27 protein-coding genes, 3 tRNA genes and 2 riboswitches are annotated in these 26,118 nt (G+C 51.9%); of the genes, 27 read left to right on the top strand and 3 right to left on the bottom strand.

Annotated features, from left to right (window positions below):
* The first annotated feature begins 277 nt into the window (after positions 1-277).
* The 5 genes from EDM58_RS24770 (at position 278) to EDM58_RS24750 (ending at position 6,123) form a co-directional block, all read left to right on the top strand.
* A complete protein-coding gene (locus EDM58_RS24770; RefSeq protein ID WP_122915709.1) occupies positions 278-1,333 on the top strand; it encodes a sulfate ABC transporter substrate-binding protein in 1,056 nt (351 codons plus the stop codon).
* Between the two features lie 30 nt (positions 1,334-1,363).
* Complete coding sequence (cysT, locus tag EDM58_RS24765; RefSeq protein ID WP_122915708.1) at positions 1,364-2,203, top strand: sulfate ABC transporter permease subunit CysT; 840 nt, start codon at positions 1,364-1,366, stop codon at positions 2,201-2,203.
* Positions 2,204-2,215: 12 nt separating this feature from the next.
* Positions 2,216-3,043, top strand: coding sequence for a sulfate ABC transporter permease subunit CysW (gene cysW / locus EDM58_RS24760; protein ID WP_122915707.1), 828 nt, complete (start codon positions 2,216-2,218; stop codon positions 3,041-3,043).
* 26 nt (positions 3,044-3,069) lie between these two features.
* Positions 3,070-4,185, top strand: a complete 1,116-nt coding sequence (locus EDM58_RS24755; protein ID WP_122915706.1) for a sulfate/molybdate ABC transporter ATP-binding protein — start codon at positions 3,070-3,072, stop codon at positions 4,183-4,185.
* Positions 4,186-4,509: 324 nt separating this feature from the next.
* Positions 4,510-6,123: an ABC-F family ATP-binding cassette domain-containing protein gene (locus tag EDM58_RS24750; RefSeq protein WP_122915705.1), complete on the top strand. Its 1,614-nt coding sequence runs from the start codon at positions 4,510-4,512 to the stop codon at positions 6,121-6,123.
* Between the two features lie 73 nt (positions 6,124-6,196).
* Here EDM58_RS24750 and EDM58_RS24745 read toward each other — a convergent pair whose 3' ends face one another.
* A complete protein-coding gene (locus EDM58_RS24745) occupies positions 6,197-6,376 on the bottom strand; it encodes a hypothetical protein (protein WP_023554341.1) in 180 nt (59 codons plus the stop codon).
* A 160-nt stretch (positions 6,377-6,536) separates the two neighbouring features.
* Between EDM58_RS24745 and EDM58_RS24740 the strand changes: the two genes are divergently transcribed.
* The 18 genes from EDM58_RS24740 to EDM58_RS24650 all read left to right on the top strand — a co-directional run bounded on the left by EDM58_RS24740 (position 6,537) and on the right by EDM58_RS24650 (position 23,736).
* The gene (locus tag EDM58_RS24740) at positions 6,537-7,802 is read left to right on the top strand and encodes a M20 family metallo-hydrolase (protein WP_122915711.1); all 1,266 of its coding nucleotides are present in this window, start codon (positions 6,537-6,539) and stop codon (positions 7,800-7,802) included.
* A 38-nt stretch (positions 7,803-7,840) separates the two neighbouring features.
* Positions 7,841-7,990, top strand: a riboswitch (FMN riboswitch).
* Positions 7,991-8,124: 134 nt separating this feature from the next.
* Positions 8,125-8,271, top strand: a riboswitch (FMN riboswitch).
* Positions 8,272-8,399: 128 nt separating this feature from the next.
* Positions 8,400-9,497, top strand: a complete 1,098-nt coding sequence (gene ribD / locus EDM58_RS24735) for a bifunctional diaminohydroxyphosphoribosylaminopyrimidine deaminase/5-amino-6-(5-phosphoribosylamino)uracil reductase RibD (RefSeq protein WP_122915704.1) — start codon at positions 8,400-8,402, stop codon at positions 9,495-9,497.
* Between the two features lie 28 nt (positions 9,498-9,525).
* Positions 9,526-10,191 carry a riboflavin synthase gene (locus EDM58_RS24730; RefSeq protein ID WP_122915703.1) on the top strand — a complete coding sequence of 222 codons (666 nt, stop codon included), beginning with the start codon at positions 9,526-9,528 and terminating at the stop codon, positions 10,189-10,191.
* A gap of 19 nt (positions 10,192-10,210) precedes the next feature.
* Positions 10,211-11,404: a bifunctional 3,4-dihydroxy-2-butanone-4-phosphate synthase/GTP cyclohydrolase II gene (locus EDM58_RS24725; protein ID WP_122915702.1), complete on the top strand. Its 1,194-nt coding sequence runs from the start codon at positions 10,211-10,213 to the stop codon at positions 11,402-11,404.
* 20 nt (positions 11,405-11,424) lie between these two features.
* Complete coding sequence (gene ribH, locus EDM58_RS24720) at positions 11,425-11,889, top strand: 6,7-dimethyl-8-ribityllumazine synthase (protein ID WP_122915701.1); 465 nt, start codon at positions 11,425-11,427, stop codon at positions 11,887-11,889.
* A gap of 230 nt (positions 11,890-12,119) precedes the next feature.
* Positions 12,120-13,010 (top strand): YitT family protein, encoded by an 891-nt coding sequence (locus EDM58_RS24715; RefSeq protein ID WP_122915700.1) that lies wholly within the window; start codon positions 12,120-12,122, stop codon positions 13,008-13,010.
* Between the two features lie 179 nt (positions 13,011-13,189).
* The gene (locus EDM58_RS24710) at positions 13,190-14,047 is read left to right on the top strand and encodes a carbon-nitrogen hydrolase family protein (protein WP_122915699.1); all 858 of its coding nucleotides are present in this window, start codon (positions 13,190-13,192) and stop codon (positions 14,045-14,047) included.
* A 24-nt stretch (positions 14,048-14,071) separates the two neighbouring features.
* Positions 14,072-14,752 (top strand): GNAT family N-acetyltransferase, encoded by a 681-nt coding sequence (locus tag EDM58_RS24705; RefSeq protein WP_122915698.1) that lies wholly within the window; start codon positions 14,072-14,074, stop codon positions 14,750-14,752.
* 15 nt (positions 14,753-14,767) lie between these two features.
* Complete coding sequence (locus tag EDM58_RS24700; protein ID WP_122915697.1) at positions 14,768-15,439, top strand: GNAT family N-acetyltransferase; 672 nt, start codon at positions 14,768-14,770, stop codon at positions 15,437-15,439.
* An 82-nt stretch (positions 15,440-15,521) separates the two neighbouring features.
* Positions 15,522-15,794, top strand: coding sequence for a hypothetical protein (locus EDM58_RS24695; RefSeq protein ID WP_246001042.1), 273 nt, complete (start codon positions 15,522-15,524; stop codon positions 15,792-15,794).
* A gap of 255 nt (positions 15,795-16,049) precedes the next feature.
* The gene (locus tag EDM58_RS24685; protein ID WP_122915695.1) at positions 16,050-16,922 is read left to right on the top strand and encodes an energy-coupling factor transporter ATPase; all 873 of its coding nucleotides are present in this window, start codon (positions 16,050-16,052) and stop codon (positions 16,920-16,922) included.
* Positions 16,919-17,779, top strand: coding sequence for an energy-coupling factor transporter ATPase (locus tag EDM58_RS24680; protein WP_122915694.1), 861 nt, complete (start codon positions 16,919-16,921; stop codon positions 17,777-17,779). Before EDM58_RS24685 ends, EDM58_RS24680 begins: the two co-directional genes overlap by 4 nt.
* A gap of 12 nt (positions 17,780-17,791) precedes the next feature.
* Positions 17,792-18,628, top strand: coding sequence for an energy-coupling factor transporter transmembrane component T family protein (locus EDM58_RS24675; protein WP_122915693.1), 837 nt, complete (start codon positions 17,792-17,794; stop codon positions 18,626-18,628).
* 66 nt (positions 18,629-18,694) lie between these two features.
* Positions 18,695-19,246: an ECF transporter S component gene (locus EDM58_RS24670; RefSeq protein WP_122915692.1), complete on the top strand. Its 552-nt coding sequence runs from the start codon at positions 18,695-18,697 to the stop codon at positions 19,244-19,246.
* 10 nt (positions 19,247-19,256) lie between these two features.
* Positions 19,257-20,216 (top strand): P1 family peptidase, encoded by a 960-nt coding sequence (locus EDM58_RS24665; protein WP_122915691.1) that lies wholly within the window; start codon positions 19,257-19,259, stop codon positions 20,214-20,216.
* A 15-nt stretch (positions 20,217-20,231) separates the two neighbouring features.
* Entirely contained in the window at positions 20,232-21,449 is a 1,218-nt protein-coding gene (locus tag EDM58_RS24660; protein ID WP_122915690.1) for a M20 family metallopeptidase, read from the top strand.
* Positions 21,450-21,581: 132 nt separating this feature from the next.
* On the top strand, positions 21,582-23,360 hold the full coding sequence (locus EDM58_RS24655) for a M3 family oligoendopeptidase (protein WP_122915689.1): 1,779 nt from the start codon (positions 21,582-21,584) through the stop codon (positions 23,358-23,360).
* Between the two features lie 136 nt (positions 23,361-23,496).
* Positions 23,497-23,736, top strand: a complete 240-nt coding sequence (locus tag EDM58_RS24650; RefSeq protein WP_122915688.1) for a hypothetical protein — start codon at positions 23,497-23,499, stop codon at positions 23,734-23,736.
* 61 nt (positions 23,737-23,797) lie between these two features.
* Here EDM58_RS24650 and EDM58_RS24645 read toward each other — a convergent pair whose 3' ends face one another.
* Positions 23,798-24,706, bottom strand: a complete 909-nt coding sequence (locus EDM58_RS24645; protein WP_122915687.1) for a C40 family peptidase — start codon at positions 24,704-24,706, stop codon at positions 23,798-23,800.
* A 184-nt stretch (positions 24,707-24,890) separates the two neighbouring features.
* Here EDM58_RS24645 and EDM58_RS24640 point away from each other — a divergent pair.
* From EDM58_RS24640 to EDM58_RS24625, 4 genes are all read left to right on the top strand, one after another.
* Positions 24,891-24,967: transfer RNA gene (locus EDM58_RS24640), tRNA-Asp, on the top strand.
* Positions 24,968-24,983: 16 nt separating this feature from the next.
* Positions 24,984-25,059, top strand: a tRNA-Thr gene (locus tag EDM58_RS24635).
* 5 nt (positions 25,060-25,064) lie between these two features.
* A tRNA-Leu gene (locus EDM58_RS24630) sits at positions 25,065-25,151 on the top strand.
* A 162-nt stretch (positions 25,152-25,313) separates the two neighbouring features.
* A complete protein-coding gene (locus tag EDM58_RS24625; RefSeq protein ID WP_122915686.1) occupies positions 25,314-25,943 on the top strand; it encodes a DsbA family oxidoreductase in 630 nt (209 codons plus the stop codon).
* Here EDM58_RS24625 and EDM58_RS26070 read toward each other — a convergent pair.
* Positions 25,924-26,118 (bottom strand): hypothetical protein (locus EDM58_RS26070; RefSeq protein ID WP_221175438.1); only part of this gene is annotated, 195 nt, incomplete at its 5' end. The genes EDM58_RS24625 and EDM58_RS26070 overlap by 20 nt on opposite strands.

Genomic DNA, 26,118 nt, shown 5'->3' with positions numbered 1-26,118 from the left:
AACTCAATTCGCATTCAAACGGTACTAAACAACCAGTCACCGATTCAATATCGGCAACTGGCTGCTTAATTGGCTAAGGTGTTTTGATCCCTGTCCTACGGACGGGGGTCAGTCCCTATAGAGGAGAGCTTCTTTTTTTGCATGTCCAGAAGGTAGCCAAAAAGCGCCTATTTTTCCTCCAGGGCGAACTGCCCCCGAACTTAGCCTACCTGTTGGGCATAGGGTAGATGAGGATATATGGGGCAGATGAGATTGTGGAGGAGTGAAGAGAAGCAGGATGAAGACATCAGAGAAGTATTTTGCGCGCATCCTTGGGAGACTGGGGATCGTGGTGCTGGCCTTGAGTATCGCTGGGTGCGCACAAACGACAGGGGAAGAAGGGGCTGCATCGGGTGAGACAGCAACCCTCGATTTACTGAACGTGTCCTATGATCCGACCCGGGAGTTCTATCAGGACATCAACAAAGCGTTTATCTCCGATTGGAAGGAGAAGACGGGGCAGACGCTGACGATCAAGCAATCGCACGGCGGCTCGGGAAAACAATCTCGCTCCGTCATAGATGGTTTGGAGGCTGACGTCGTGACCCTGGCCCTTGCCTACGACATCGACGCGATTGCGGAGAGGGGATTGATCGCATCCGATTGGCAGAAGAAGCTGCCGGACAACAGCTCCCCCTACACCTCTACGATCGTGTTCCTTACCAGAAAGGGAAACCCCAAGCAGATCAAGGATTGGGATGATCTGATCAAGCCCGGGATCGGGGTCATCACCCCCAATCCCAAGACCTCTGGCGGCGCAAGGTGGAATTATTTGGCAGCCTGGGGATATGCCTTGAAACACAACAACGGAGACGAGGCGAAGGCTAGAGAATTCGTCACGCAATTGTTCAAAAATGTCCCGGTTCTCGATTCAGGAGCGCGCGGTGCAACGACAACCTTCGTAGAACGCGGCATCGGAGACGTGTTGATCGCCTGGGAGAATGAAGCCTATCTCGCTGTCCATGAACTGGGCAAAGACAAGTTTGAAATTGTCAATCCTTCCACCAGTATCTTGGCGGAACCGCCTGTCACGGTTGTTGATCGCTACGCCGACAAACACGGAACGAGGGAAGTAGCAGAAGCCTATTTGCAGTTCCTCTACAGCAAGCAGGGACAGGAGCTTGCCGCCAAGCATTACTACCGTCCCCGCTCGGAGGAAGTACTGAAAGCTCACACGCCTGCTTTTCCCGAGATCGAGCTGTTTACGATTGACGAGGTCTTTGGCGGATGGAGCAAGGCGCAAAAGGAGCATTTTGCCGATCAAGGCATTTTCGACCAAATTTATAAGCCCTAAATCACATATCCATGCCAGAGGAGTAACATCATGAAAAGAAAAACGTCGCGGAGCAGCGGGTTTTTGCCAGGCTTTGGACTGACCATGGGCTATACGATCATTTACCTCAGTCTGCTCGTGCTCATCCCTCTGTCCGTTTTATTCTTAAAAGCGTCCACGATGAGCTGGGAGGCGTTCATCGGAACAATTCTGGATGAACGGGTCCTTTCCTCGATTCGGGTTAGCGTCGTTACTTCGTTTTTTGCGGCCTGCATGAATGCCGTTTTCGGTGTATTGGTTGCCTGGGTACTGGCAAGGTATCAATTTGTAGGCAAGAGATTTATTGATGGCATCGTAGATCTCCCGTTTGCCTTGCCGACAGCGGTCGGCGGCATTGCACTGACCTCCATTTACGCAGAAAACGGCTGGATCGGGCAGTTTGCGGCGGAGTGGGGGATCAAGATCGCCTACACGCCGTTGGGAATCTGGGTGGCATTGACCTTCATCGGACTGCCTTTCGTCGTGCGCACCGTACAGCCTGTGCTGCAGGATTGGGATTTGCAGATGGAGGAGGCAGCCGCGACATTGGGTGCCACTCGCTGGAACACATTTTTTCGGGTAATTCTGCCGCATCTGTTGCCAGCGGTCCTTACAGGATTTGCCCTTGCATTTGCGCGTGCCTTAGGCGAGTACGGATCTGTCGTTTTCATTTCAGGAAATATGCCGCACAAGACGGAAATCGTCCCCTTGTTGATCATGACCAAGCTGGAGCAGTTTGACTATGCGGGGGCTACTGCGATTGCGACCGTGATGCTGGTTGCTTCCTTTGTCATGCTGCTGATCATCAACTATTTACAATGGCGAATCAACAAGTTCGACGCGGCGCGGTAGGAGGTGTCTGGCTTGAAGCATATGACCGAATCAGCCTGGATCCGCTGGCTTTTGATCTGCCTGGCCTTGTTTTTTCTCGGGTTGTTTTTGATCCTGCCTTTGGTCGCTGTGTTTATGGAGGCGTTCAAGCAGGGCTCAGAGATGTTTATGGCTGCCATCTTGGACGAAGAAACGTTTGCGGCGGTCAAACTCACGTTGCTTGTCGCTCTGGTAAGCGTGCCGCTCAATGTCACTTTTGGGGTAGCCGCTGCCTGGGCGATCGCCAAGTTTACGTTTCGCGGGAAAAATATTCTGCTCACATTGATTGACCTGCCGTTTGCGGTCTCGCCCGTGATCGCCGGTTTGATTTTTGTTTTGCTGTTTGGCAGTCAGGGAGTTGCGTACCCTTGGCTGGAAGCCCATGATATTAAAATCATTTTTGCCGTTCCCGGAATCATTCTGGCGACCACCTTCGTTACGTTTCCATTCGTGGCACGAGAATTGATTCCCATCATGGAGGCGCAGGGGAAGGATGAGGAGGAGGCGGCCGTATCGCTTGGAGCCAGCGGCTGGAAGACATTTTTTCGTGTGACCCTTCCGAATGTAAAATGGGGTTTGTTGTACGGGGTCATCCTGTGCAATGCGAGGGCGATGGGGGAGTTCGGCGCTGTCTCCGTCGTCTCCGGCCATATTCGCGGCATGACCAATACATTGCCGCTTCACGTGGAAATTTTGTACAACGAATATCAGTTCGCAGCAGCCTTTTCTGTCGCTACCCTGCTTGCGGCGCTGGCACTGGTAACATTGATTCTCAAAAGTATCATCGAGTGGAAAACGCAACGCAAAGAAGAGCTACCTTAACTTCTACGCTAGAGGAGAGAGCACGGATGAGTATAGAGGTCGTGAATATCACCAAATCTTACAAAAATTTTACGGCTTTGCATAACGTCAGCCTGCAGATTCCGGAAGGCGAACTGGTAGCGCTCCTGGGCCCATCGGGTTCCGGGAAGACGACTTTACTGCGCTTGATCGCAGGACTGGAGCAGCCGGAGGAAGGGGCGATCCTGTTTCATGGCGAGGACAATACCAACCGGGATGTGCGTGAACGGCAGGTAGGGTTTGTGTTCCAGCATTACGCTCTCTTTCGCCATATGACCATCTTTGACAATATCGCCTTCGGACTGGCGGTTCGCAACCGCAAGACCAGACCACCCAAGCAGGAGATCAAGGAAAGGGTCCACTCGCTGCTGCGTCTGGTGCAATTGGATGGATTGGCGCACCGCTATCCTTCGCAGCTTTCCGGTGGGCAAAGACAGCGCGTCGCCTTGGCGCGCGCTCTCGCGGTGGAACCCAAATTTCTCTTGCTGGATGAACCGTTTGGCGCTTTGGATACCAAAGTGAGGCAGGAGCTGAGACGCTGGCTCCGTCATTTGCATGAGAAGCTTGGCTTGACCATTCTCTTTGTTACGCACGATCAGGAGGAAGCGATGGAGTTGGCTGATCAGGTCGTCGTCATGAATGAAGGAAGGGTAGAGCAGGTAGGTTCTCCAGAGGAAATCTATAACCATCCCGCCAATCCCTTCGTATACAGTTTTCTTGGAAGGGTGAATCTGTTTCGCGGTCGGGTACGCGATGGCAAAGTCAGACTGGGCGAGGCAGAGTTTGATACGGAGTGGGATAATCTTCGCGATGGAGAATGGCCCGCAGTCGGCTACATGCGGCCGCATGATGTAGAGATCGCCCTCGCAGCGCAGAACAGTCAGTTCGTCCAGGCGCAGATTCAGCACATCTCCCTGCTTGGCCCCATTATTCGTTTGGACTTAAAGCGGCTGGATACCGGGGAGTTGTTTGAAGCGGAGCTGACCCGGCAGCGTTTTTGCGAGTTGGATCTGCAGGAGAAGAGCACCGTATTCGTGAAGCTGAACAATCTTTCCTTTTACGTGGAGGCGCCGCAGGAAAAAACGCCGCTGCCGACCCTTATTCCCATCCAGGCAAGCTTTTGATGCTAATAAAAACCGAAAGCCGGCCATCCTGACGAACGGGTGGCCGGTTTTTTGTCTCACTATTCACCGCGCTGTTTGGAGCGGGTTTCCTCTTTTCCGACTGTGGTGGAGGATCTGGTTTGCGATGGATTTTCCTTGTTGCCCATCTCGTTCTTTACACCGTTTTGCTTGGACATCCGAATCCCTCCTCTCTTGACTTGCGGTTTTCTCAGGTAGGATTCCCCGATTCCTTCGTTTCAATCGCTGGATGGTCATCTTTTTTGCCAAAATCGTCGTTTTCTGATAAGATTAGTGTTTGAACGATTCGAAAAGGTAGGTATAGAGATGATAAGCACTCAGAACGTGACGCTCCGCTACGGCAAACGCGCCTTGTTTGAAGATGTATCCATCAAGTTTACTCCCGGCAACTGCTACGGTCTGATCGGGGCCAATGGCGCCGGAAAATCTACATTCGTCAAGATTCTCTCCGGAGAGATCGAACCTACCAGCGGGCACGTATCTGTAACCCCTGGGGAACGGATTGCCGTACTCAAACAGAACCATTACGAGTTCGATGAATTTGAAGTATTGAAAACAGTCATCATGGGTCACAAACGGCTGTACGAGATCATGGAACAAAAGAATGCGCTATACATGAAGGAAGATTTCTCGGAAGCAGACGGCATTCTCGCCTCTCAGCTTGAAGGCGAATTCGAAGAGCTGAACGGCTGGATGGCAGAGGCTGACGCGGCTGAACTGCTGATCGGTCTCGGGATCCCGACAGAGATGCACGACAAGAAGATGGTCGATTTGGCCGGTACGGAAAAGGTTCGTGTCCTGCTGGCACAGGCATTGTTTGGCAATCCGCACATCCTGCTGCTGGATGAGCCGACCAACCACCTGGATATCGAGTCGATCCGCTGGCTGGAGAACTTCCTGATGGATTATGAGAATACCGTTATCGTGGTATCCCATGACCGTCACTTCCTGAACAAAGTATGTACCCATATCGCGGACATCGATTTCGGCAAAATCCAGATGTACGTGGGGAACTACGATTTCTGGTACGAATCCAGCCAATTGGCGCTGAAGCTGGTTCGTGAACAGAACAAGAAAAAAGAAGAAAAGATGAAGGAGCTTCAGGAGTTTATCGCCCGTTTCTCGGCGAATGCCTCCAAATCCAAGCAAGCGACCTCCCGTAAAAAGCTCTTGGAGAAAATCACTCTGGAAGACATTCGTCCGTCCAGCCGCAAATATCCTTTCATCAACTTCAAGCCAGAGCGCGAGGCGGGCAAAAACCTGCTGGCCATCGAGGGCTTGAGCAAGACTATCGAGGGAGAAAAGCTGTTTGAAAATCTCCATCTGACGATCAACAAAGGGGATAAAATCGCTTTTGTCGGTCCAAATGAATTGGCAAAAACGACCTTTTTCCGCATTCTGATGGGAGAAGTAGAAGCAGACAGCGGTACGTACGAGTGGGGAGTGACCACCTCCCAGGCGTACTTCCCGAAAGACAACTCGGCGTACTTCGATACCGACCTCAGTCTGGTGGATTGGCTGCGTCAGTATTCCAAAGAACAGGATGAGACGTTTATCCGTGGATTCCTGGGCCGTATGCTCTTCTCTGGAGACGAAGCGTTGAAGAAAGCCAATGTTCTTTCCGGGGGAGAAAAAGTGCGCTGCATGCTCTCGAAGATGATGCTGGCTGGCGCCAATGTCCTGATCATGGATGAACCGACGAACCACCTGGACTTGGAATCGATCACAGCGCTCAACAACGGTTTGATCGACTTCGAAGGCACGCTGCTGTTCGTGTCCCATGACCACCAGTTCGTGCAAACCATCGCGAATCGGATCATCGAATTTACGCCGAAGGGTGTCATTGACAAAATGATCACCTATGACGAGTATCTTGAAAGCGAAGAAATCAAACGCCTGCGCGAAGAGCATTACGCGTAACTTTCATACAGCTATGCCAAAAGAAAAAGCCCTTGGTTATCGCGAATAAGCGATGCCAAGGGCTTTTCGTATGTCAGGCTTCATCGATAAAGGCGATTTTATGCAAAAAGGCTTCCTTGCTCGGAAAGATCACCCGTTCCTTTCGGGGGAAGGTGAAATAGACCACGATGTACTGATCGTCTATATACTCCACAATACCCCGCTTTTTGGGACCTTCCTTCATTTTCACACGCTTGTTCAACCATTCTTCCATGTCATTCATCCCCCTGTATAACTCCCGTTCATTATAGCAAAAAGGGAAAAGGATCAGCATCTTTTCCACACTTGCTGGAGTAATGCTGGAAAAGGCGACTAGGAACCGGACGAGCGGAATACGATGTCACTAAGGAAGTGACAAGGAGGGAGCAAGGATGATGGAGCGAAGCGAAAGGACTTTGACGATCCGGCAGGCGCGCTTGCAGGAACGACTGGAGCAGCTGGCGGAAATCGGGAAAATAGGGGAGACGGGAGTTTGTCGGCTGGCCTTGTCGCCTGAGGATTTGGCTGGTGTCCAGTTGGTGCGCAGGTGGATGGAGGAGGCAGGTTTGCAAACGCGCGTCGACCACTTCGGCAATCTGATCGGCCGTTTGGAAGGGCGCAATCCCGATGCGCCGGTGCTGATGATTGGCTCGCACATCGACTCTCAGCCATACGGGGGGCGATATGATGGAACCATTGGCGTCCTTGGCGGGTTAGAGGTCGTCCAAACGATGATGGAGCAAGGCATCGTGCCACAACAACCGATCGAAGTGGTAGCCTTTTGCGATGAGGAAGGATGCCGGTTTCAGAAAGGGTTGTTTGGCTCTCGGGGAATACTAGGCAGATTGGAGCCAGGGGAGCTGGAGCGGACCGACAAGCATGGAATCACGCGCAGACAGGCGCTGCTGGATTTTGGCTGCGAACCGGATCGGTTTGCGGAATCGCTCTACGCCCCAGGCAGTATCGCCGCTTTTTTGGAGCTTCATATCGAACAGGGACCCATTCTCGATAAAAGCCACGAACCAGTCGGCATTGTCACGGGAATATCCGGCCCGCTTTGGTGGACGGTGGAGATGACAGGATTTGCTGGACACGCAGGTTCTGTTCCGATGAACATGCGCCAGGATGCTCTTTTGGGTGCGGCGAAGGTCATTGTCGCTCTCAATGAACTGGCGAGAATGGACCCGTCTGCTCCGACAGTGGGGACTGTCGGCCATCTGGAGGTGTTCCCGGATTCCCGCAATATCATTCCGGAAAAGGTTCGTTTTACCGTCGATCTGCGGGATATCGATCTGGAGAGACGGAATCTGCGCGAGCGGGAGCTGCGGGAGGAGATCGAACAGATCGCGATGCAGCATGGGCTCAGTTATACCATTAGCGAAGATACCAACAGCGAACCGCGCTTTTGTGCGGAGTGGATCAAAGACGTGATCCGCGAAGAGAGCGCGAAAATGAATCTGACACCACCCGAATTGATGAGCGGACCGTTCCATGACGCACTGGCGCTGTCTTATGTGTGTGACTACGCGATGATTTTTGTGCGCTGTCGGGACGGGATCAGCCATAATCCCCAGGAATACGCCAGCTACACGGATATAGCCTTGGGGACGGAACTGCTCTATCAGACCGTTCGCAACATTTCTCAGAAAGAAAACTTCTGATTCATTGAAAAACTGTGGTATAATGTTCACAACTGAATACCAACCTTCAGGGTAGGGTGAAATTCCCGACCGGCGGTAATGACGAACGCACGTCTGAGCCCGCGACTCGCTGTCCGTAGATGTTGGATGGCGACTGACTTGGTGGAATTCCAAGGCCGACGGTAAAGTCCGGATGGGAGAAGGTATTTGGCTGGCTTCGTGGGCCGTTTTGACAAAAAACGGTGGTACAGAGGCTTGTTTCCCAATGCCCTGAGTCGAACTCACGGGCATTATTTTTTTCTGGAAGGAGGAAGGGGTCAGAAACAGGCGGGAACTGCATACGAAACATCTTCAGGGCAAGGTGAAATTCCTGACCGGCGGTGATGGCGCGTTTGCGTCCAAGCCCGCGACTCGCAAATGGCTTGTCATTTGCGACTGATCTGGTGGAATTCCAGAGCCGACGGTAAAGTCCGGATGGGAGAAGATGAGACTCGCTTTCTTTCCTCTCGTTTTGCAAAAAACGTGGAAAGCAAGGCTTCTTTCCCTATACCCTGAAACCTCACGAGGTGTTCAGGGTTTTCTTTTGCCAAAAAACAAGGAGGAGAAGGGAGGAGCACGATGCATCAAGACGCCAGATATATGAATATGGCGATCGAACTGGCGAGAGCGGGAGCAGGACAGACGAGTCCCAATCCGCTCGTCGGGGCCGTCATCGTCAAGAATGGCACCGTAGCAGGGATGGGAGCGCATTTGAGGGCAGGGGAGCCGCATGCGGAAGTCCATGCCCTGCGAATGGCAGGCGATCAGGCAAAGGATGCGACTCTCTATGTCACATTGGAGCCATGCTGCCATGTAGGAAAAACACCTCCTTGCACAGAGGCTGTCATACGGGCTGGAATCAGCCGGGTGGTGGTCGCAGCGTTAGACCCGAATCCGCAGGTTGCGGGAGGAGGAGTTGAAAAGCTTCAGGCTGCAGGTCTCGAGGTCATCGTCGGTGTCGAGGAAGAGAAAGCGAAACAGCTGAATGAAGTCTTTTTTCATTACATCCAGACCAAGCGCCCCTTTGTCACATTGAAGACAGCCAGCACGCTGGATGGGAAAATCGCCACGCACACGGGTCACAGCAAGTGGATCACGGGTGAAGCAGCGCGAAGAGAGGTCCACGAGCTGCGTCGCGTACATGATGCGATCCTGGTCGGCAGCGGTACCGTTCTGGCGGACGACCCGGCATTGACAGCTCGTGTGGACGGAAAAGCCTGGGGAGTGCAGCCTGTTCGGGTGATTTTGGATCGACGCTTGCGCACGCCGCTGACAGCTCAGGTTGTGACGGATCGTAGCGCCGAGACATGGATTTTGACTTCGCCGCGATCCAGCGAGCGACAGCGTCTGGCTTTGATTGAGAAAGGAGTTTCGGTCATTGCTATAGATGATGAGTTGACGGTAGATAAAGTATTGGAGGTATTGGGAGAACGGGGAATCACCTCCCTTCTCGTAGAGGGAGGAGCAGAAGTAAACGGGGCTTTCCTGCAAGCCAAGGCTATCCAAAAAATGATCAGCTTCGTTTCCTTGAAGCTGGTCGGCGGAAGGAACGCGCCAACCATTTTTGGAGGCGAAGGCATCGCAAGCATGGAGGATGCGCTCGATTTGATCCACGCACGGATCGAGCCGATCGATACGCAAGACATTCGCATTACCGGGTATCCGCTATGGAAGTGATGCAACAGTAAGAAAAGGGAGTGATGGCATGTTTACTGGCTTGGTAGAAGAAGTTGGGGTACTGGAGTCCATCTCTGGAGATCATCAGGCCAGCCAGCTGGTGATACGAGCGCAGACGGTTCTGGAAGGTGTCAAAATCGGCGACAGCATAGCGGTCAATGGGGTCTGCCTGACTGTTACAACGCATAGCGCTCACCAATTTCAGGTGGATGTCATGCCGCAGACGCTCCTTCATACGAATCTTCGTCATCTGGTGCCGGGACAACGCGTCAATCTGGAGCGGGCTCTGCGCTTGGGAGATCGTCTGGGAGGACATCTGGTATCAGGACATGTGGACGGCACCGGAACCATTTTATCGCGTCAAGAGCATGCCAATGCGGTCTTGTTTCGGATTCAGGCAGGACCTGAATTATTGAAATACATGATGCCGCGCGGCTCCATTTGCCTGGATGGCATCAGCTTGACGGTCGTTGATGTGGAGGATTCCTCTTTTCGTGTGTCGATCATTCCGCACACGCTGGCCATGACGAGCCTGCAGGATCGACAGCCGGGAGAGCAGGTCAATCTCGAGGCAGATATGATCGGAAAATACGTGGAAAGGCTGTTGTACCACGGATCGCCGAAGGAGCAAGCGGACAAGCCAAACGGTTCAAGCCTCAGCCTGGCATTCTTGCAGGAAAACGGCTTCGCCTAAAGGGAGGGAGATGCACAACATGTTTCATCAAATAGAAGCAGCATTGGAGGATTTGCGTCAAGGAAAAGCTGTGATTGTCGTCGATGATGAAGATCGGGAAAACGAAGGAGATTTTGTTTGCCTGGCAGACGCAGCGACACCGGAAATGATCAATTTCATGGTTACCCATGGGAGGGGCTTGGTATGCGTGCCCGTAACAGAAGAGCATGCCGCCAGACTCCAGCTAAAGCCCATGGTCGAGTCCAATACAGATAAACAGGGCACCGCGTTCACCGTCTCGGTGGATGAGCGAAGCACGCACACGGGAATATCTGCGCAGGAACGTTCCCACACCGTTCTTTCCATGCTGGACCCGAGCAAGCAGGCGAGCGATTTTCGCAAGCCCGGTCATATCTTCCCCTTGGTCGCCAAACCAGGCGGTGTCTTGCGCAGAGCCGGGCATACAGAAGCGGCTGTCGATCTCGCGCAATTAGCCGGTCGTTTTCCCGCCGGCGTGATTTGCGAAATCATGAATGAGGATGGTACAATGGCGCGCCTTCCCGAGCTGCAAGAAATTGCTCGCCGCTTTGATTTGAAGCTGATCAGCATCGCGGATCTGATCCGCTACCGCATGAAAACCGAATCACTGGTCAAACAGGAAGTCGTCGCGCAGCTGCCGAGCGAATTCGGCGATTTTCGGATCGCTGCCTATACCAATCAATTGGATGGCAAGGAGCATGTGGCGTTGATCAAAGGAGAAATTTCTTCAGATGAGCCGACTCTGGTCCGCGTTCACTCCGAATGCCTGACCGGTGATGTATTTGGCTCCCTGCGCTGCGATTGCGGTCCGCAATTGCATGCCGCACTGGATCAGATCGAAAAAGCGGGTAGCGGCGTCCTGCTGTATCTTCGCCAAGAAGGTCGCGGCATCGGACTGATCAACAAGCTGCGTGCCTACAATCTGCAGGAGCAAGGCTTGGATACTGTAGAAGCCAACGAAAAGCTCGGTTTTGCTGCGGATTTGCGCGAGTATGGTATCGGCGCGCAAATTTTGCGGGATCTAGGAGTTAGAGGCATGAGACTTATGACCAATAATCCACGCAAAATTCGCGGACTGGAAGGGTACGGCCTGCAGGTGGTTGAGCGCGTCCCCATTGAAATGCCGGAGCAGCCGCACAACAAACGATATTTGACGACAAAGCAAGAAAAACTGGGTCATTTCCTACACATGTAATGAAGAGGAGAGTGGAAGCATTGAAAACATTTGAAGGGCATTTGGTAGGCACGGGATTGCGAATTGGCATTGTGGCAGGCAGATTTAACGAGTTGATCGTAAACAAGCTGGTAGGAGGAGCTTTGGATGCGCTCAAGCGGCACGGAGTAGAAGAGGAACAGATTGATGTGGCGTGGGTGCCAGGAGCTTTCGAAATTGCTCTGATCGCACAGAAAATGGCGGAATCCGGCCGCTACGACGCGGTTGTCACTTTAGGGGCTGTCATCCGGGGCTCAACTCCCCATTTCGATTATGTATGCTCCGAATGCGCCAAAGGGGTCGCTGCCGTCTCATTGCGCACGGGACTTCCTGTCATTTTCGGCGTTTTGACCACCAATACAATCGAACAAGCCATCGAGCGCGCGGGCACCAAAGCCGGCAATAAAGGCTGGGATGCAGCGGTCTCTGCGATCGAGATGGCGAATTTGGCGAGACAATTTGCCTGATCTTAAACGTGAGGAAGCGTCCTTTTAGGGGATGCTTCCTTTTTTTTCTTTCAAAGGGGCGTCGCACATAGACTGACGATTGCGCAAAATGTTTACGGGCTGTAAAGCGAAACGATATGGTAAATATTATGCTGAACAAGCACGAAATTTTTTTTAAGGAGTTATGATAATCGGATACTTTGATGTGTTAGAATAAAATGGTTAAAAAATGAGTTACTGAAAACGAAAGAATGAAACGGGGACATCAGATGAATACAGTCATAAAGCACAAGCCCCAAAAACTACAAAAAGCTCTACGAGTGTTGATGGTTATCATTGGGGCATTTATTGCAGCATATGGACTAGAAGCGGTATTAATCCCAAACAGCGTATCGGATGGCGGTGTGACAGGATTAAGTATCGTTGGCTCAAAACTATTTGGATTGCCGCTAGGCGTTCTCATTGCCGTCTTGAACATTCCTTTTCTCTGGCTCGGATACAAGCAGATCGGAAAAAGCTTTGCGATTTATTCGGTGATCGGTATTGCCTCTCTCGCAGCCGGAACGATCCTTCTACACCATGTCCCAACGATTATTCACGGTGATACATTGTTGATCACCGTTGTTGGCGGTATCATCATTGGTTTTGGCATGGGGTTGGCATTGCGCAATGGCGGCGCATTAGATGGAATAGACATGTTAGCCGTACTGCTTTCCCGAAAACTGCCTTTTGGGACAAGTGATCTTATTTTATTCTTGAACATGTTTGTGTTTATAATTGTCTCAACGGTGTTCGGCTTGCAAGGCGCTATCCTTTCAGCGCTTGCTTACTATATCGCTGCCAAAGTCATTCACGTCGTTGAAGAAGGTTTGAGTGGCTCAAAAACCTTTAAAATCATCACAACCCAACCCGAAACAATGATAGAGACAATCCGTGACCGATTAGGCCGAAGTGCTACATACAATGAGGTTTATGGTGGATATTCGAATGAGCAATTCAAGGAAATCACCTGTGTGATCAATCGCATGGAAGAGAACAAAATGAAAGATATCATTCGCGAAACTGACAAGAATGCCTTTGTTACTGTTTATGACGTAGCTGAAGTTAAGGGTGGCAATTTCAAAAAACGGGATATTCATTAAAAACAACGTTTCAAGCAACATTGCGGCGAATCTAGACTTTATTTTAGGTCTTATATCGCCGCTGCTTTATTTTTTGGGAGCAATATTTGCGCAGAACTGTTCCCGGACGAGACAGAAATCCATGTTTTTGTTATATTGAAGTTTATTACAACCACCCTGCCCGCAAGGAGGAATGAAAGTTGAAAATGCGCGTATCTGCCGTGCAGTATCATTTGCATACGATACATACGTTTGAAGAGTTTGCGCAGCAAGTCGAACACTACGTAAAAAATGCGGATGAGTACGACACAGAGTTTTTGCTCTTTCCAGAGTTGTTCACTACCCAGCTTATGTCGATCGGGGATGGGCAGGGAAATGCTTTGCCGATCACAGCGTTGCCTTCTTTTACCGAAAGATACATCGAACTGTTCCGCTCCCTGGCGGGCAAATACCAGATGCATCTGATTGGCGGCACGCACATCATCGAGGAAAACGGCAAGCTGTACAACACCGCTTTTCTCTTCTATCCAGACGGACGTGTCGGTCAGCAGAAAAAAATCCATATTACGCCTTGGGAAGTGAAGGGGTGGAATATGGGGGCTGGCGATTCGCTGCAGATTTTTGAGACAGACAAGGGAAAAGTCGCGATGATCATTTGCTACGATATCGAATTCCCGGAATGGGTGCGCATCGCCAAAGCGCGCGGCGCAGACGTAATTTTCTGTCCTTCCTGCACGGATGACCGCCATGCTTTCCACCGGGTTCGCTATACTTCCCATGCCCGCACGATCGAAAACCAGGTCTACGTAGTTCTCACCGGAACTGTAGGCTCCTTGCCGACAGTAGATTTTATGCGTGCCAACTTTGGACAGGCTGCGATTTTGACCCCCAACGATATTCCGTTCCCGCCAAGGGGAGTGCTGGCGGAAGGCGAAATCAATGGGGACATGCTGGTCACCGCTGACCTGGACCTGCAGCTTCTCTACGATGTGCGTGAAAAAGGCTCTGTTACAACCTGGCGCGATCGGCGCACCGACCTGTATCCGGATTGGAAATAATCTGAAGCGCGAAGGAGGATGGAAATGTACCGCAAAGAACTGTATGTATTTGACAGCGACAAACCGCGTTCCGCAGTGATTCGCAATTACACGCAAGCCGATTTTGCGGAGCTGATTCAGATTCAGGCAGAGAGCTTTCCGCCTCCTTTTCCCTCTGAGCTGTGGTGGAACGAAGAGCAGTTGACCAATCACATCACGCTGTTTCCAGAAGGGGCGATCTGCGTCGAGGTGGAAGGAGAGCTGGCGGGCTCCATGACGGGCCTTTTGGTATCCTTCGACCCGCGGCATCCTGACCACAAGTGGGAGGAAATCACCGACAACGGCTATATCCGCAATCATGATCCGGCTGGAGATACCTTGTATATCGTGGATATTTGCATCCGTCCCAGCTATCGCAAGCTGAAGCTTGGCCATTGCATGATGCAGGCGATGTACGAGCTTGTCGTCCAAAAAGGCTTGAAGCGGCTGCTTGGCGGTGGTCGCATGCCAGGATACAGCCGCTATGCGCAGCAGTGGACGCCTGAAGAGTATCTGACACGTGTCATCAAGGGGGAAGTAAAAGACCCTGTCCTGACGTTTTTGATGCGCTGCGGCCGCACACCCGTAAAAGTCGTAGCGGATTATCTGGAGGATGAGGAGTCTTTGAACTACGCAACCCTGATGGAATGGAAAAATCCGTTTCAATCAAATGAAACACAAGCATAAGGAGGCATGAAAACCATGCAATACATTCGCATTCAACATATCGATGATCCCTTGTTCGCCAAAATGCACCGACTGATGCAGGAGGTCTTTCCACCCGAAGAGGTATTGGAATACAGCCTTTGGAAGGAACCGCTGGAAGACCCGGGGATCCGCGTATTCGTAGCCGTTCACGACGGAGAAGTGGTAGGTGCTACAGAGTATCGCTACTACACGGATCTGAATGTTGCGATGACGGATTTTACCATTATAGGTCGGGAGGGTCTGGGGATCGGCCGCTTCCTCGCCAAACAGCGGGAGAAGGATCTGCACGCGCTAGCTGCCGAAAACGGCAAGGAGCTCTACGGAATGTTTGCTGAAATCTACGATCCGTATCGCGTGGAAGAGCATGCATTTGGCGGAATTAAGCCCATGGATCCCTTCGTTCGCCGCGAGGTCCTGTCCCATCTGGGCTACAAGCGCACCAATTTTTCCTATGTCCATCCATCCTGGCAAAATGACGGTGAGGCTGTCTCCGGATTGGATCTCGGCTTCATGCCGACTGATGAGAACCAAACAGAGCTGTCAGCCGATCTGATCGTGACATTCCTCAAACGCTACTATGCGGTGCTGCCCGAGAAGCCTGCAGCGTGGCTGAAGATGGTAGAAGGATTGTCTGCGAAGGCAACAGTAGAGCTTTTGCCTCTGTAACGCAGAGCGCCAAGACAACCATCATGATTCGAAGGAGGACTCCCGCCACGCGAGATCGAAGCAGCGGGAGTCTTCTTCACAGATGGCGAAGGGAAGGATTCGTTTTATGAAAGCGCAAAATCTTGCCTCCATATTGATTTACATGGCTGTTCTCTTTCATCTGATTGTCATGAGCGGATGGGTCCTGCCCCAGATGCTTCAACCGCTCCAACTCGCAACTCTCGGCTTGCTGCTGGCGGCTTTGTTTGTACTGCGAAAAAAGAAGCGCAAAACAAAGCGGCGGCCGCGCAAACCTCCCGCTGAAGTGGGACAATTGCTTGAGCGAGCGGAGGAGGGCAAAGAAGGAAGCATGTAGGCAGCATGTCTGGATGGGAATAATTTTTTTCAAAGACAGAAGGACTTTTTGGGAGCGGCAAGAAGTGAAAGGAATAGCAGGGTTGAAAGCCGTCCACTTGCCATATTTGCCGAAAAGGTCCGGACAAACAAGGAGAGGGAGTGATATCCAGACGGTCTCCATGAATATAATTTACAGAAAATTAAAAACATATACGCTCGTTCGCGCGGAAGAGCCGAATGTGCAACGTGAAATCTGTGAAGGAGAGGGGAGCCAATGACTGCCGAACACCCCATCATTCGAGTTGAGAACGTCTCTTTTTCCTACAAGGTAAACCAGGATCAACAGATTCCCGTCTTGCAAAACGTCTCGCTAGATGTGTTTCCCGGCGAATACCTGGCAATTATCGGACACAATGGTTCGGGCAAATCGACGCTGTCCAAGCATCTGAACGGAATCCTCACTCCAAAGACGGGCGATGTCTACGTAAACGAAATCAACACGCGTGACCGAGAACGCATCTACGAGGTAAGAAGCCAGGTAGGAATGGTCTTTCAACACCCGGACAATCAGATCGTTGCAACGATAGTTGAGGATGATGTGGCTTTCGGGCTGGAGAATATCGGGATCGCCGCTCACGAGATGAGAGAGAGGATCGATGCTTCTTTGGAGGCCGTAGGCATGAGTGCATTTCGCCATCGACCTCCCCATCACTTGTCCGGGGGGCAAAAGCAGCGGATCGCCATCGCGGGCATCCTGGCGATGAGGCCGCAATGCATTGTTTTGGACGAGGCGACCAGCATGCTGGACAGCTACGGAAGGCAGGATATTCTCTCGGTCATCCGCAAGCTCCATCGGGAGGGCATGACGATCGTGACCGTGACGCATCACATGTCAGAAGTAGCAGAAGCGGATCGGGTCCTCGTCATGGAGGCTGGACAAATCGTCCTGCAGGGAACGCCCAGAGAAGTGTTTGCCCATCAGGAGAGATTGCGAGAGCTGCATTTGGATGTTCCGGATGCAAGCCGCATAGCTGCCTTGGTTCATCAAGAGTGGGAACCCTTCTCTCCCAATCTGATCGCCAACGAAGAAGTGGTCGAGGAAGTAAATCGTCATGTGATCAAACAAGCGGAGGCGAGCGGTACATGACCAGTCCCATCGTAGATGTAGCTGATTTGTCGCATGTGTATATGCAGGGAACCCCTCTGGCACACCGGGCGCTGGATCGCGTGAGCATCCAGGTGGAACGGGGAGAGTGCATCGCCATCATTGGACACACCGGTTCTGGCAAATCGACCCTGATTCAGCATTTGAACGGGTTAATGAGACCGCAGTCAGGAAAAGTCGTCGTGAACGGGCTGGACGTCTCCGATCCGAAGGTAGACATTCGATTGCTGCGGCGCCAGGTAGGACTTGTGTTTCAAAATCCGGAGGACCAGTTGTTTGAAAAGCTGGTCGGGGATGATATTGCTTATGGTCCCTTTAAAATGGGCCTGCCGATTGCGGAAGTAAAGGAACGGGTAGAGTGGGCGATGGAGCTGGTCGGATTGTCGTTTGACGAGATGAAAGATCGGCCGACTTTTGCCTTGAGCGGTGGTCAGAAGCGCAAGGTAGCCTTAGCGGGTGTCCTCGCACTGCGTCCGCATGTGCTCGTGCTCGACGAACCGACGGCTGGTCTTGACCCTCGATCCCGCAACGAACTTCTGCAGCGCATCCTCAGGCTGAATCAGGAGGAGGGACTGACGGTCATTTTCGTCTCGCACAACATGGAGGAAGTCGCCCGGCTGGCCCAGCGAGTTTATGTCATGGCGAACGGACAAATTGCTTGCGAAGGAACGCCGCGGCGCATTTTTGGCAACTCGTCACTGCTGCAGGAACATCATATCGGGACACCGGAAGCTGTGGACATCCTGTACCAATTGCGTGAGCAAGGATACGCCGTAGATACCGGGTCTTTTTTGCCTGAAGAGGCTGCCGCCGAGATCTTGAACCTGATCAAACGATAGGGAGGGAGCACGATGTCAACAGAATTCGAGTTGTCGCGCAATATTACGATTGGTCAATATCTGCCCACGAACTCCGTGGTGCATCGGCTCGATCCGCGCTTTAAGCTTGCCGCTTTTGTCATCATGATCCTGGCGATTGCCATCTGCAGTACGTATGTCGGGAATCTGTTTGCTCTGGCGGTCTGCATCGGGATGTTTTGGGTCTCCAAGATCCCGCTGCATTACGGCCTCTCAGGAGTGAAACCGGCGATTCCGTTTATCATCATCCTCGCAACGCTGCAATTGCTGTTTTATGGCGAGATTGCTCGCGGAGGGACCATTTATTTCCAATATGGCTTTATTACGATCTCAAGCGAAAGCGTCCGCCTGGTTCTGGTCTCCGCAATGCGCTTCGTGGAGGTCATTTTCCTCTCCAGCGTCCTGACGCTAAGCACCTCGACGACGGAATTGACCCATGGCATGGAAAGACTGCTGGGACCGCTGCAAAAAGTGAAATTTCCGGTTCACGCCTTTGCTTTAATTATTACGATTGCGATTCGCTTCGTGCCAACCTTTGCCATGGAGATGGAAAAAATGATGAAAGCCCAGGCTTCCCGCGGCGCCGATTTTGGGACGGGGGAATGGTGGCGCATTATCCGTCGGACCAAAGACATGCTTCCGATCATCATTCCGTTGTTTAATGTCGCGTTGGCACGCGCAGAGGATCTGATCTTGGCGATGGAAGCCCGATGCTATATGCCGGGAGCCTCGCGGACGCAGTATACTCACTACAAAGCCACTGGCAAGGATTACTCCGCACTCATCATCAGCATCATGATTTCGGTCATCATGCTCTACATTCCTTGGTAATTCAGGTTGGGAATCCGCCCTTTGACGGGCATTCCAAATAGAAGGATATTAGAGGAGGAGTATGGCATGGAAAAAGGCTTGACGGTACGTAGAATCGTTATAGCAGGTGTCTTGGGAGCAATCGCGATCCTGCTGGGTGTCACGCGTCTCGGCTACATTCCGGTGCCGACTGCTGCGGGAAATGCGACGATTATGCACATTCCCGCGGTCATTGGCGGCATTATGGAAGGCTGGGGCGTAGGCATGATCATTGGTCTTATTTTTGGTGTATCTTCCTTCTTGAATGCTACGGTTCCCTTGTTCAAAGATCCGTTGGTTGCCATCCTTCCGCGTCTCTTTATCGGAGTGACCGCGTACTTCACTTATGTTGGGCTCAAAAACATCAATGAATACTTCGCGATCGGAGCTGCAGGCTTTATCGGAGCGATGACCAATACCATACTGGTTCTGGGGATGGCTGTCATTCGCGGTTACATGACGTTTGGGGTAGCAGCTACGGTAGCGCTGACGAGCGGGTTGCCGGAGGCCATCGTCTCGGTAATCGTGACACTGGCTGTTGTGGCTTCGTGGAAAAATCTGGTGAAAGCAGGAAAACAAAAATCAAAGATTTCGGGGTGAGTGTTACGAAATGACTGGAACGATCGTAGATGTGCCTGGCGTCTTGGTAGGGCATGCACAAGATCAGGAAGCGCTGACGGGATGCAGTGTCCTTTTGCTGGAGCAGCCTTCCGTATGCGGCGTGGATGTCAGGGGTTCCGCCCCTGGTACACGCGAGACGGACCTGTTGAATCCCGTCAATCTCGTCAGTGTCGTGCATGGAATCTGCTTGTCAGGCGGCAGTGCCTACGGTCTGGATGCGGCAACAGGGGTCATGCAATGGCTGGAAGAACAAGGACGGGGACTCGATGTCGGCTTCGGCATCGTTCCCATCGTCCCAGCGGCAGTGCTGTTTGATCTGTCTATTGGCAATCCGCGGGTTCGACCTGATCGAAGCATGGGATATGAGGCATGCAATCGTGCGAGTAGAGAAGTTGTGCAGCAGGGCAATGTCGGGGCAGGGACAGGTGCGACCGTAGGCAAGCTGAACGGCTTTGCACAGTCCATGAAAGGCGGCCTTGGCTCAGCCTCGCGCAGCTTGCCAAATGGTCTTGTCGTCGGTGCGATGGTGGCGGTGAATGCAGTCGGCCACGTTTTCGATCCGAAAACATCCGAGATACTGGCAGGACCGCGAGATGAGCACGGTGACATTCTGGACAGTGTAGAGCTGATGACGACACACTCCTTTTCACCGATACCGCCCGGGACCAATACGACGATTGCCATTGTCGCAAGCAACGCAAACCTCTCTAAGGCAGAGGCAAACAAAGTGGCACAGATGGCGCATGATGGATTGGCCCGGACGATACGCCCCATCCATACCATGCACGACGGGGACACCATTTTTGCGGTGGCGACAGGAGGGATTCAGACTTCTGTCGATTTGATCGGAGCCTTATCGGCGGAAGTTCTTGCAGAAGCTGTCTTATCGGCAGTCAAGCACGCAGAGCGAGCGGGGGGAATTCCGGCGTATCGAGATCGAATGAGATGAGAGGAGAGGTGGAGGATGAACCAGGTCGTTTCTTTTGTGGATGAGCAAGAGGTGGTGCGTCTGACCCGGGAGCTGGTCCGGATTCCAAGCGTCTACCGTCCGGATCAGCCGGGGGGCAACGAGGAGCGAGTGGCCTTGTTCGTCGCCGACCACCTGCGAAACATGGGGCTGGAGGTCTATTATGAGGAGGTCGTACCCGGCCGTCCCAACGTGATTGCCATATACGACTCCGGAAGACCCGGCAAGACACTCCTTTTTGAAGCCCACACTGATGTAGTGACAGAAGGCGATCGGGAGGTTTGGAGCTACGATCCGTTTGGCGCTGAGATTGCCAACGGACGCATTTACGGCCGCGGCTCCTGCGACACCAAAGGGAATTTGGCGGCCGCGATATGCGCGGTCAAAGCGATCCAACGCTCCAATCAGCCATTTGCTGGCAAAATTCTTCTCTGCATTCCGTGCGATGAGGAAGGGATGATGATCGGGATCAAGGACTTCATCCGCAGGGGCTGGGCGGATCAGGTGGATGCGGCCATTATCTGCGAGCCGGAGGAAAATCAGCTCTGCATCACACAGAAGGGTGCGATGCGCGCGATATTGCGAACCTTTGGAAAAATGGCGCATGGAGCCATGCCTCTTACCGGAATCAATCCCAACACGCGCATGGCACGAGCGATCCTTGAGCTGGAAGAGTTGGAACGCAAGGAGATGGCCCGCCTGGGAGAACATCCGATGCTGGGATGGCCAAGTATCACGCCGACGATTTTGCAGGCTCCGGTCAAGGGCGATCCCCAGATTAATGTCGTGCCTGATCAGTGCATGACCACTCTCGATATCCGTACGGTCCCTGGACAACATCACGATGTGCTGCAAGCTGAAATGCAGGCCATCTTGCAAAGACTCGGGCAAGAGGACGACAAGTTCCGGGCAACGCTGGAAGTCATCGAGGAACGGCCGTGGACGCTGACTGCTATGGAAGAGGAAGTGGTGAAGGCAGTTGCCAGCTCCTACCGTGAATTGACGGGAAAAGAGCCCGTGTACAACGGCGTGCCAGGGGCGACGGACGGAACCTTTTTGCACAAGGCTGGCATCCCCATCCTGACGACGGGAGCAGGAGACAGACACATCCCGCATCACGCGGATGAGTATGTGGATATCGCTCAGCTCGTCGAGACTACCCAGCTGTTTGCCCTCTCAGCCCTTACGTTCCTGACGCAGCCTGTCAAAGTGTGATTTGATACGCTTTTACGATGGGAAAGCTCCCTGCAGCAAAATTGCAGGGAGCTTTTCGTTGGTAAATCTTGCTCAATCTATCCAATTTTTTTTACAATAGGGGGGTGGGTAATTTGAGAGGGGGCAAAATACATGAATATGCGTTGGGATTTGGATGTCTTGTATACATCCTTTGATTCGCCGGAATGCAAACGGGATTGGGAAGAGCTCGTGCAGCAGATCCAGGACTTGAAAAAATGGGCGAATGAGCATTTGCATTCGGCAGACGATGCGGTCGCCAAAATGGAGTCCTACATTACACAGCTGACATCGATCCTGCAGAAGCAGTATCGGCTGTACAGCTTTGCCGAATTGACGGCCAGTGTAGATGCCAGAAATGAGCAGGCGCTGCAGCTCTCGGAGCGCATCCAGGAGCTCGCCGTCGAAAAGGTGGAGCCAAGCGTCCAGTTTCAAAAATGGATCGGCTCGCTGGAGCAGTTGGACGAGTTGATCAGCAAGTCCGCTCTTCTGGAAGAGCATCGCTTTTTCCTTGAGGAGACAGCAGAAGAAAGCAAGTATATGCTTAGCGAGAAGGAAGAAATCATTCTCGCCAAGATGAAGAACACGGGCTCCAATGCCTGGACCAAACTTCAGGAAAGCCTGACAGCCAATCTGCTGGTGGATATCGTGGTGGACGGCGAGAAAAAGCAACTGCCGCTGCCTGTAGTCCGCAACATGGCGTTTGAAAAGGACCCGCAGGTGCGCAAAGACGCTTATGAAGCGGAACTGGCAGCCTACAAGAAAGTAGATGACGCCGTAGCTGCTGCCCTTAACGGAATCAAGGGTGAAGTCATTACCGTATCCAAGCTCCGCGGCTATGAATCCGCTCTGGAGAAAACGCTGAAGGACTCCCGGATGGATAAAGAGACGCTGGATGCTATGTTGACTGCCATGCGCGAAAGCTTGCCCGCTTTCCAGAGTTACTATCGGAAAAAGGCGGAGCTGCTGGGTCATGCGAACGGATTGCCCTTCTACGATCTCTTCGCTCCTGTCGGGGAAGCGGACATGCGCTTTACGTACCAGGAAGCCCGCGATTTTATCGTCAAGCACTTTGCCAGCTTCAGCGACAAGCTGTCCCAATTTGCGGCCCGAGCGTTTGACAACCGCTGGATCGACGCGGAGATCCGGGAAGGGAAGCGGGGCGGGGCGTTTTGCGACAACCTGCACGTGGTCAAGGAAAGCCGGATCATGGCGAACTTTACAGGCAGCTTCAATGACGTGAGCACATTGGCGCATGAATTGGGACATGGCTATCACGGAGAGTGCCTGGTGGATGAAGCGTTTTTAAACAGCGATTATCCGATGCCCATTGCCGAGACAGCTTCCATCCTGTGCGAGACGATTATTGCCGATGCCGCATTGAAAGAAGCGACGCCGGAAGAGGCGTTTGCGATTTTGGAAAACGACATCTCGGGTGCCGGTCAAGTCATCGTCGACATCTACAGCCGCTTCTTGTTTGAATCAGCCTTGTTTGCCCGCAGGCAGGAGGGATCGCTCTCCGTAAAAGAGCTGAATGCCCTGATGCTGCAAGCGCAAAAAGACGCGTATGGAGAAGGGCTTGATCACCAGTACCTGCACCCATACATGTGGCTGTGCAAGCCGCATTACTACAGTGCGGACTACAACTATTACAATTTCCCTTATGCTTTTGGATTGCTGTTCGCCAAAGGATTGTACGCGGAATACCAGAAGCGGCCTGAGGCTTTCGTCAAGCAGTATGATGAACTGTTGTCCGTGACAGGGAAGAAAAGCGTTGCGGATGTTGCTGCCATCATGGATGTCGATGTGCGTTCGGTGGACTTCTGGCGCAGCTCGCTGGCATTGATTGAAAAAGATATTGAGAAATTCTTGTCTCTTGCTGATGCTCGCTAATACATCAGCATGGCAAAACGACGTCCGAGTGCAATCGGGCGTTTTTTGTCTTTTCTTGAATAGCAAGGGACTTTTTTCGAACGCATAGGGACCTTGATTAGCGGGGAAAGTATAAGAAAAAAGTGAGGTGATCGAAATGAATGGTTTACAATTATTAGATCGGCTCAGAGAAACCGAAAACAAAATGATGCATTTACATAGAGCCATAGACAAAGTGAGTGGTGAACCAGACTTCAAGGAATCGGTGAGTGTCCTCACCGTGGTCGTGCGCGATTATCAGCAGCAGTTGGACAAGATGAAAGAAGCGCTCGGCAATATGGAGATTTCGTTCAACCAAAACTCCCAATCTGGCGAATCACAGCAGCAACGTCATTAAACAGAAGAAAAGCCCACATACTGATGACCGTCAGTCGGTGGGCTTCATTTTTTCATGCATACTACTCAAATTCGAGATAGCGTTTTACGCCATAAAACGGATAGAGCTTATGCATGTACTCCATTTTGCCGTAACGAACATCATCCCCATTGGCATGGACAATTCGGTCGTTGCCGAGGTAAATTGCTACGTGAGAGACACGTCCTTTGTTCAGAGCATCATAGAACAGCAGATCGCCTGGCTTCGCTTCGTCCAAAGAAACGGGTACTCCACCAAGAAATTGCTCTTCGGAGGTACGGGGAAGTGAGACACCCAGCTTATTGAAGACATAAGACGTAAAACCACTGCAATCAAACCCGTCTGGCGTAGTGCCGCCGAGTACATAGGTAGTGCCAAGCAGCGGAGCTACGAGTTTTTCAAGATCTTCGAGCCGCTTGATGTCGTCGGGATCAGCCATGTCTTCAGAATCCTGACCCTTCAGGCTCAAATATTCACTTGCTACATAGGCCTCGCCCTGCTTATAGCGAATTTTGGACCACTCGCTGCCATGCTCGAGCAGTTCGACCCGGCTGCCGTAATACAACTTGCCGAGAAGATCTCCATCCAGAGAGGGGGCTTGTCTGACTCGCAACACATCAGCAACGACACGAGCTTTTTGCCCGATGGAACGCTCTGAGTTTTCCGATGGGGTCGAATCTGCTTCCCGATTGCTTTCCTCAGGAGTCATTTCTGCCGGGGGCAAGCTGGTTGCGCCAACTCCGGAGAGGATCAGCGTTTGCCCGATCGCAAGCCGATCAGAGGACAACTGGTTTTGCTGCACGATATCATCGACGGTTGTCTGGTGTTCCCTCGCAATTTTGCTTAACGTATCTCCCGCTGAAACCACATATGTATAGGAAGCCGCTTGTGCAGCAGAAGGAAGTAAAGCAAAGAGGGCAAGGAAGGTGATGACTCGCGAAGTTTGTCTCATTGTTCCACTCCACCATTCTACTAAATTCTGCAAATCTATCTAAAATTCTAGCTGATTTTTCCACATAAATCTATGAGAAAAAAGAACGATATCAAAGTAAAAAAAGCATTGCAATTTTATATCAAATCATGCTATATTACAGAAGTCCCCAGCACGAGAGTCTTGCTGGAGAGTGAAAAAGCATGGAGCTGTGGTGAAGTTGGAGTTCACGCCGGTCTGTCACACCGGAGGTCGCGGGTTCGAGTCCCGTCAGCTCCGCCATTCTTTTTCCCAATAGGCCGGTGTAGCTCAATTGGTAGAGCACCTGACTTGTAATCAGGGGGTTGTGGGTTCAAGTCCTATCGCCGGCACCACGAATGCGGTCGTGGCGGAATTGGCAGACGCGCTAGATTCAGGTTCTAGTGGTGGCAACACCGTGGAGGTTCAAGTCCTCTCGACCGCACCATATGAATTCGCTAACCCAGCTTTTTGGCTGGGTTTTTTCTATTCTGTGCCTCACGACTCCTTCAGCCGCTTCAAAGTGTCGATAACGGTAAAAGAGCGATGCATAACCAACGTGTATCGAGTACAATAGCGAAGAAAAGCGACGAGGAAGGGAGTTTTACCCATGCAAATCGAGATTTTTCAGGACATGGTTTGTCCGTGGTGCCGGATTGGGAAAAAGAACTTGTCTGATGCCATCGCCCAATGGACAGGGGAGCCGATCCATATCCAATACCGCGCCTATCAGCTGTTCCCGGACCTTCCCAAGGAAGGCAAGCCATTCCTAGAGGTAATGGCTTCCAAAGGAAGTCCCGAAATGGTGCAGCAAATGTTGAGCCAAGTCACGCGTGCTGGAGAAGCGGCTAAACTGCCGTTTCGTTTTGATAAGGTAGAAAAAATGCCAAATACCTGGGCGTCCCATCAGTTCATCAAAAGTGTTCCAAGTGCTGATGCAGCGAGGGTCGTGGATGCCATTTACAAAGCTTACTTTGAAGATGGTAAAGATATCGGCGATCTGCAGGTCCTGCTCGGGCTGGCAGAACAATTGGGCCTTGACCGAGAGCAAATCCGCGATGCGATCGAAAACGAACGACATACAGATGAAATCAATGCGGACATCGCATTCGCCAGAGATAACCAGATTACCGGCGTGCCGTTCTTTGTCATTGACGGGAAACTTGCCTTGTCTGGAGCACATGCGCCCGAGAATTTCTTGAAGGCTTTTCACCACGTACTCAATATGGAAAATGAATAAAAAATAAGCCGTGAGAGTTGGAAAGACTGTCCCTGAAAAGAAAGGGGCAGTTTTTATTTTCAAAACACCATGAGAAACCCTTAAAAAGGGCTACGATTAATAAGAAAAGTTGGCTGAGGAAAAAGAGAAAAAAAGCGAAGGCATTTGGGATCTCGACCAAGCCGGAACGGAAAAG

The organism is Brevibacillus panacihumi (genome assembly GCF_003710985.1).
GTDB classification, from domain to species: Bacteria; Bacillota; Bacilli; order Brevibacillales; family Brevibacillaceae; genus Brevibacillus; species Brevibacillus panacihumi.
The sequence above is the reverse complement of the archived record's forward strand: the minus strand, read 5'-3'. Positions and strand labels throughout refer to the sequence as shown.

Bases quoted from the DNA above. Each gene is read 5' to 3' on its own strand.
- EDM58_RS24655 (WP_122915689.1), top strand. From the start codon at position 21,582: ATGAATATGCGTTGGGATTTGGATGTCTTGTATACATCCTTTGATTCG.
- EDM58_RS24755 (WP_122915706.1), top strand. From the start codon at position 3,070: ATGAGTATAGAGGTCGTGAATATCACCAAATCTTACAAAAATTTTACG.
- ribD (WP_122915704.1), top strand. From the start codon at position 8,400: ATGCATCAAGACGCCAGATATATGAATATGGCGATCGAACTGGCGAGA.
- EDM58_RS24650 (WP_122915688.1), top strand. From the start codon at position 23,497: ATGAATGGTTTACAATTATTAGATCGGCTCAGAGAAACCGAAAACAAA.
- EDM58_RS24675 (WP_122915693.1), top strand. From the start codon at position 17,792: ATGTCAACAGAATTCGAGTTGTCGCGCAATATTACGATTGGTCAATAT.
- EDM58_RS24705 (WP_122915698.1), top strand. From the start codon at position 14,072: ATGTACCGCAAAGAACTGTATGTATTTGACAGCGACAAACCGCGTTCC.
- EDM58_RS24730 (WP_122915703.1), top strand. From the start codon at position 9,526: ATGTTTACTGGCTTGGTAGAAGAAGTTGGGGTACTGGAGTCCATCTCT.
- EDM58_RS24700 (WP_122915697.1), top strand. From the start codon at position 14,768: ATGCAATACATTCGCATTCAACATATCGATGATCCCTTGTTCGCCAAA.
- EDM58_RS24745 (WP_023554341.1), bottom strand. From the start codon at position 6,376: ATGGAAGAATGGTTGAACAAGCGTGTGAAAATGAAGGAAGGTCCCAAA.
- EDM58_RS24660 (WP_122915690.1), top strand. From the start codon at position 20,232: ATGAACCAGGTCGTTTCTTTTGTGGATGAGCAAGAGGTGGTGCGTCTG.
- EDM58_RS24715 (WP_122915700.1), top strand. From the start codon at position 12,120: ATGAAACGGGGACATCAGATGAATACAGTCATAAAGCACAAGCCCCAA.
- EDM58_RS24645 (WP_122915687.1), bottom strand. From the start codon at position 24,706: ATGAGACAAACTTCGCGAGTCATCACCTTCCTTGCCCTCTTTGCTTTA.
- EDM58_RS24685 (WP_122915695.1), top strand. From the start codon at position 16,050: ATGACTGCCGAACACCCCATCATTCGAGTTGAGAACGTCTCTTTTTCC.
- EDM58_RS24680 (WP_122915694.1), top strand. From the start codon at position 16,919: ATGACCAGTCCCATCGTAGATGTAGCTGATTTGTCGCATGTGTATATG.
- EDM58_RS24740 (WP_122915711.1), top strand. From the start codon at position 6,537: ATGGAGCGAAGCGAAAGGACTTTGACGATCCGGCAGGCGCGCTTGCAG.
- EDM58_RS24695 (WP_246001042.1), top strand. From the start codon at position 15,522: ATGGCGAAGGGAAGGATTCGTTTTATGAAAGCGCAAAATCTTGCCTCC.
- EDM58_RS24750 (WP_122915705.1), top strand. From the start codon at position 4,510: ATGATAAGCACTCAGAACGTGACGCTCCGCTACGGCAAACGCGCCTTG.
- EDM58_RS24670 (WP_122915692.1), top strand. From the start codon at position 18,695: ATGGAAAAAGGCTTGACGGTACGTAGAATCGTTATAGCAGGTGTCTTG.
- EDM58_RS24725 (WP_122915702.1), top strand. From the start codon at position 10,211: ATGTTTCATCAAATAGAAGCAGCATTGGAGGATTTGCGTCAAGGAAAA.
- EDM58_RS24665 (WP_122915691.1), top strand. From the start codon at position 19,257: ATGACTGGAACGATCGTAGATGTGCCTGGCGTCTTGGTAGGGCATGCA.
- EDM58_RS24770 (WP_122915709.1), top strand. From the start codon at position 278: ATGAAGACATCAGAGAAGTATTTTGCGCGCATCCTTGGGAGACTGGGG.
- cysT (WP_122915708.1), top strand. From the start codon at position 1,364: ATGAAAAGAAAAACGTCGCGGAGCAGCGGGTTTTTGCCAGGCTTTGGA.
- EDM58_RS24625 (WP_122915686.1), top strand. From the start codon at position 25,314: ATGCAAATCGAGATTTTTCAGGACATGGTTTGTCCGTGGTGCCGGATT.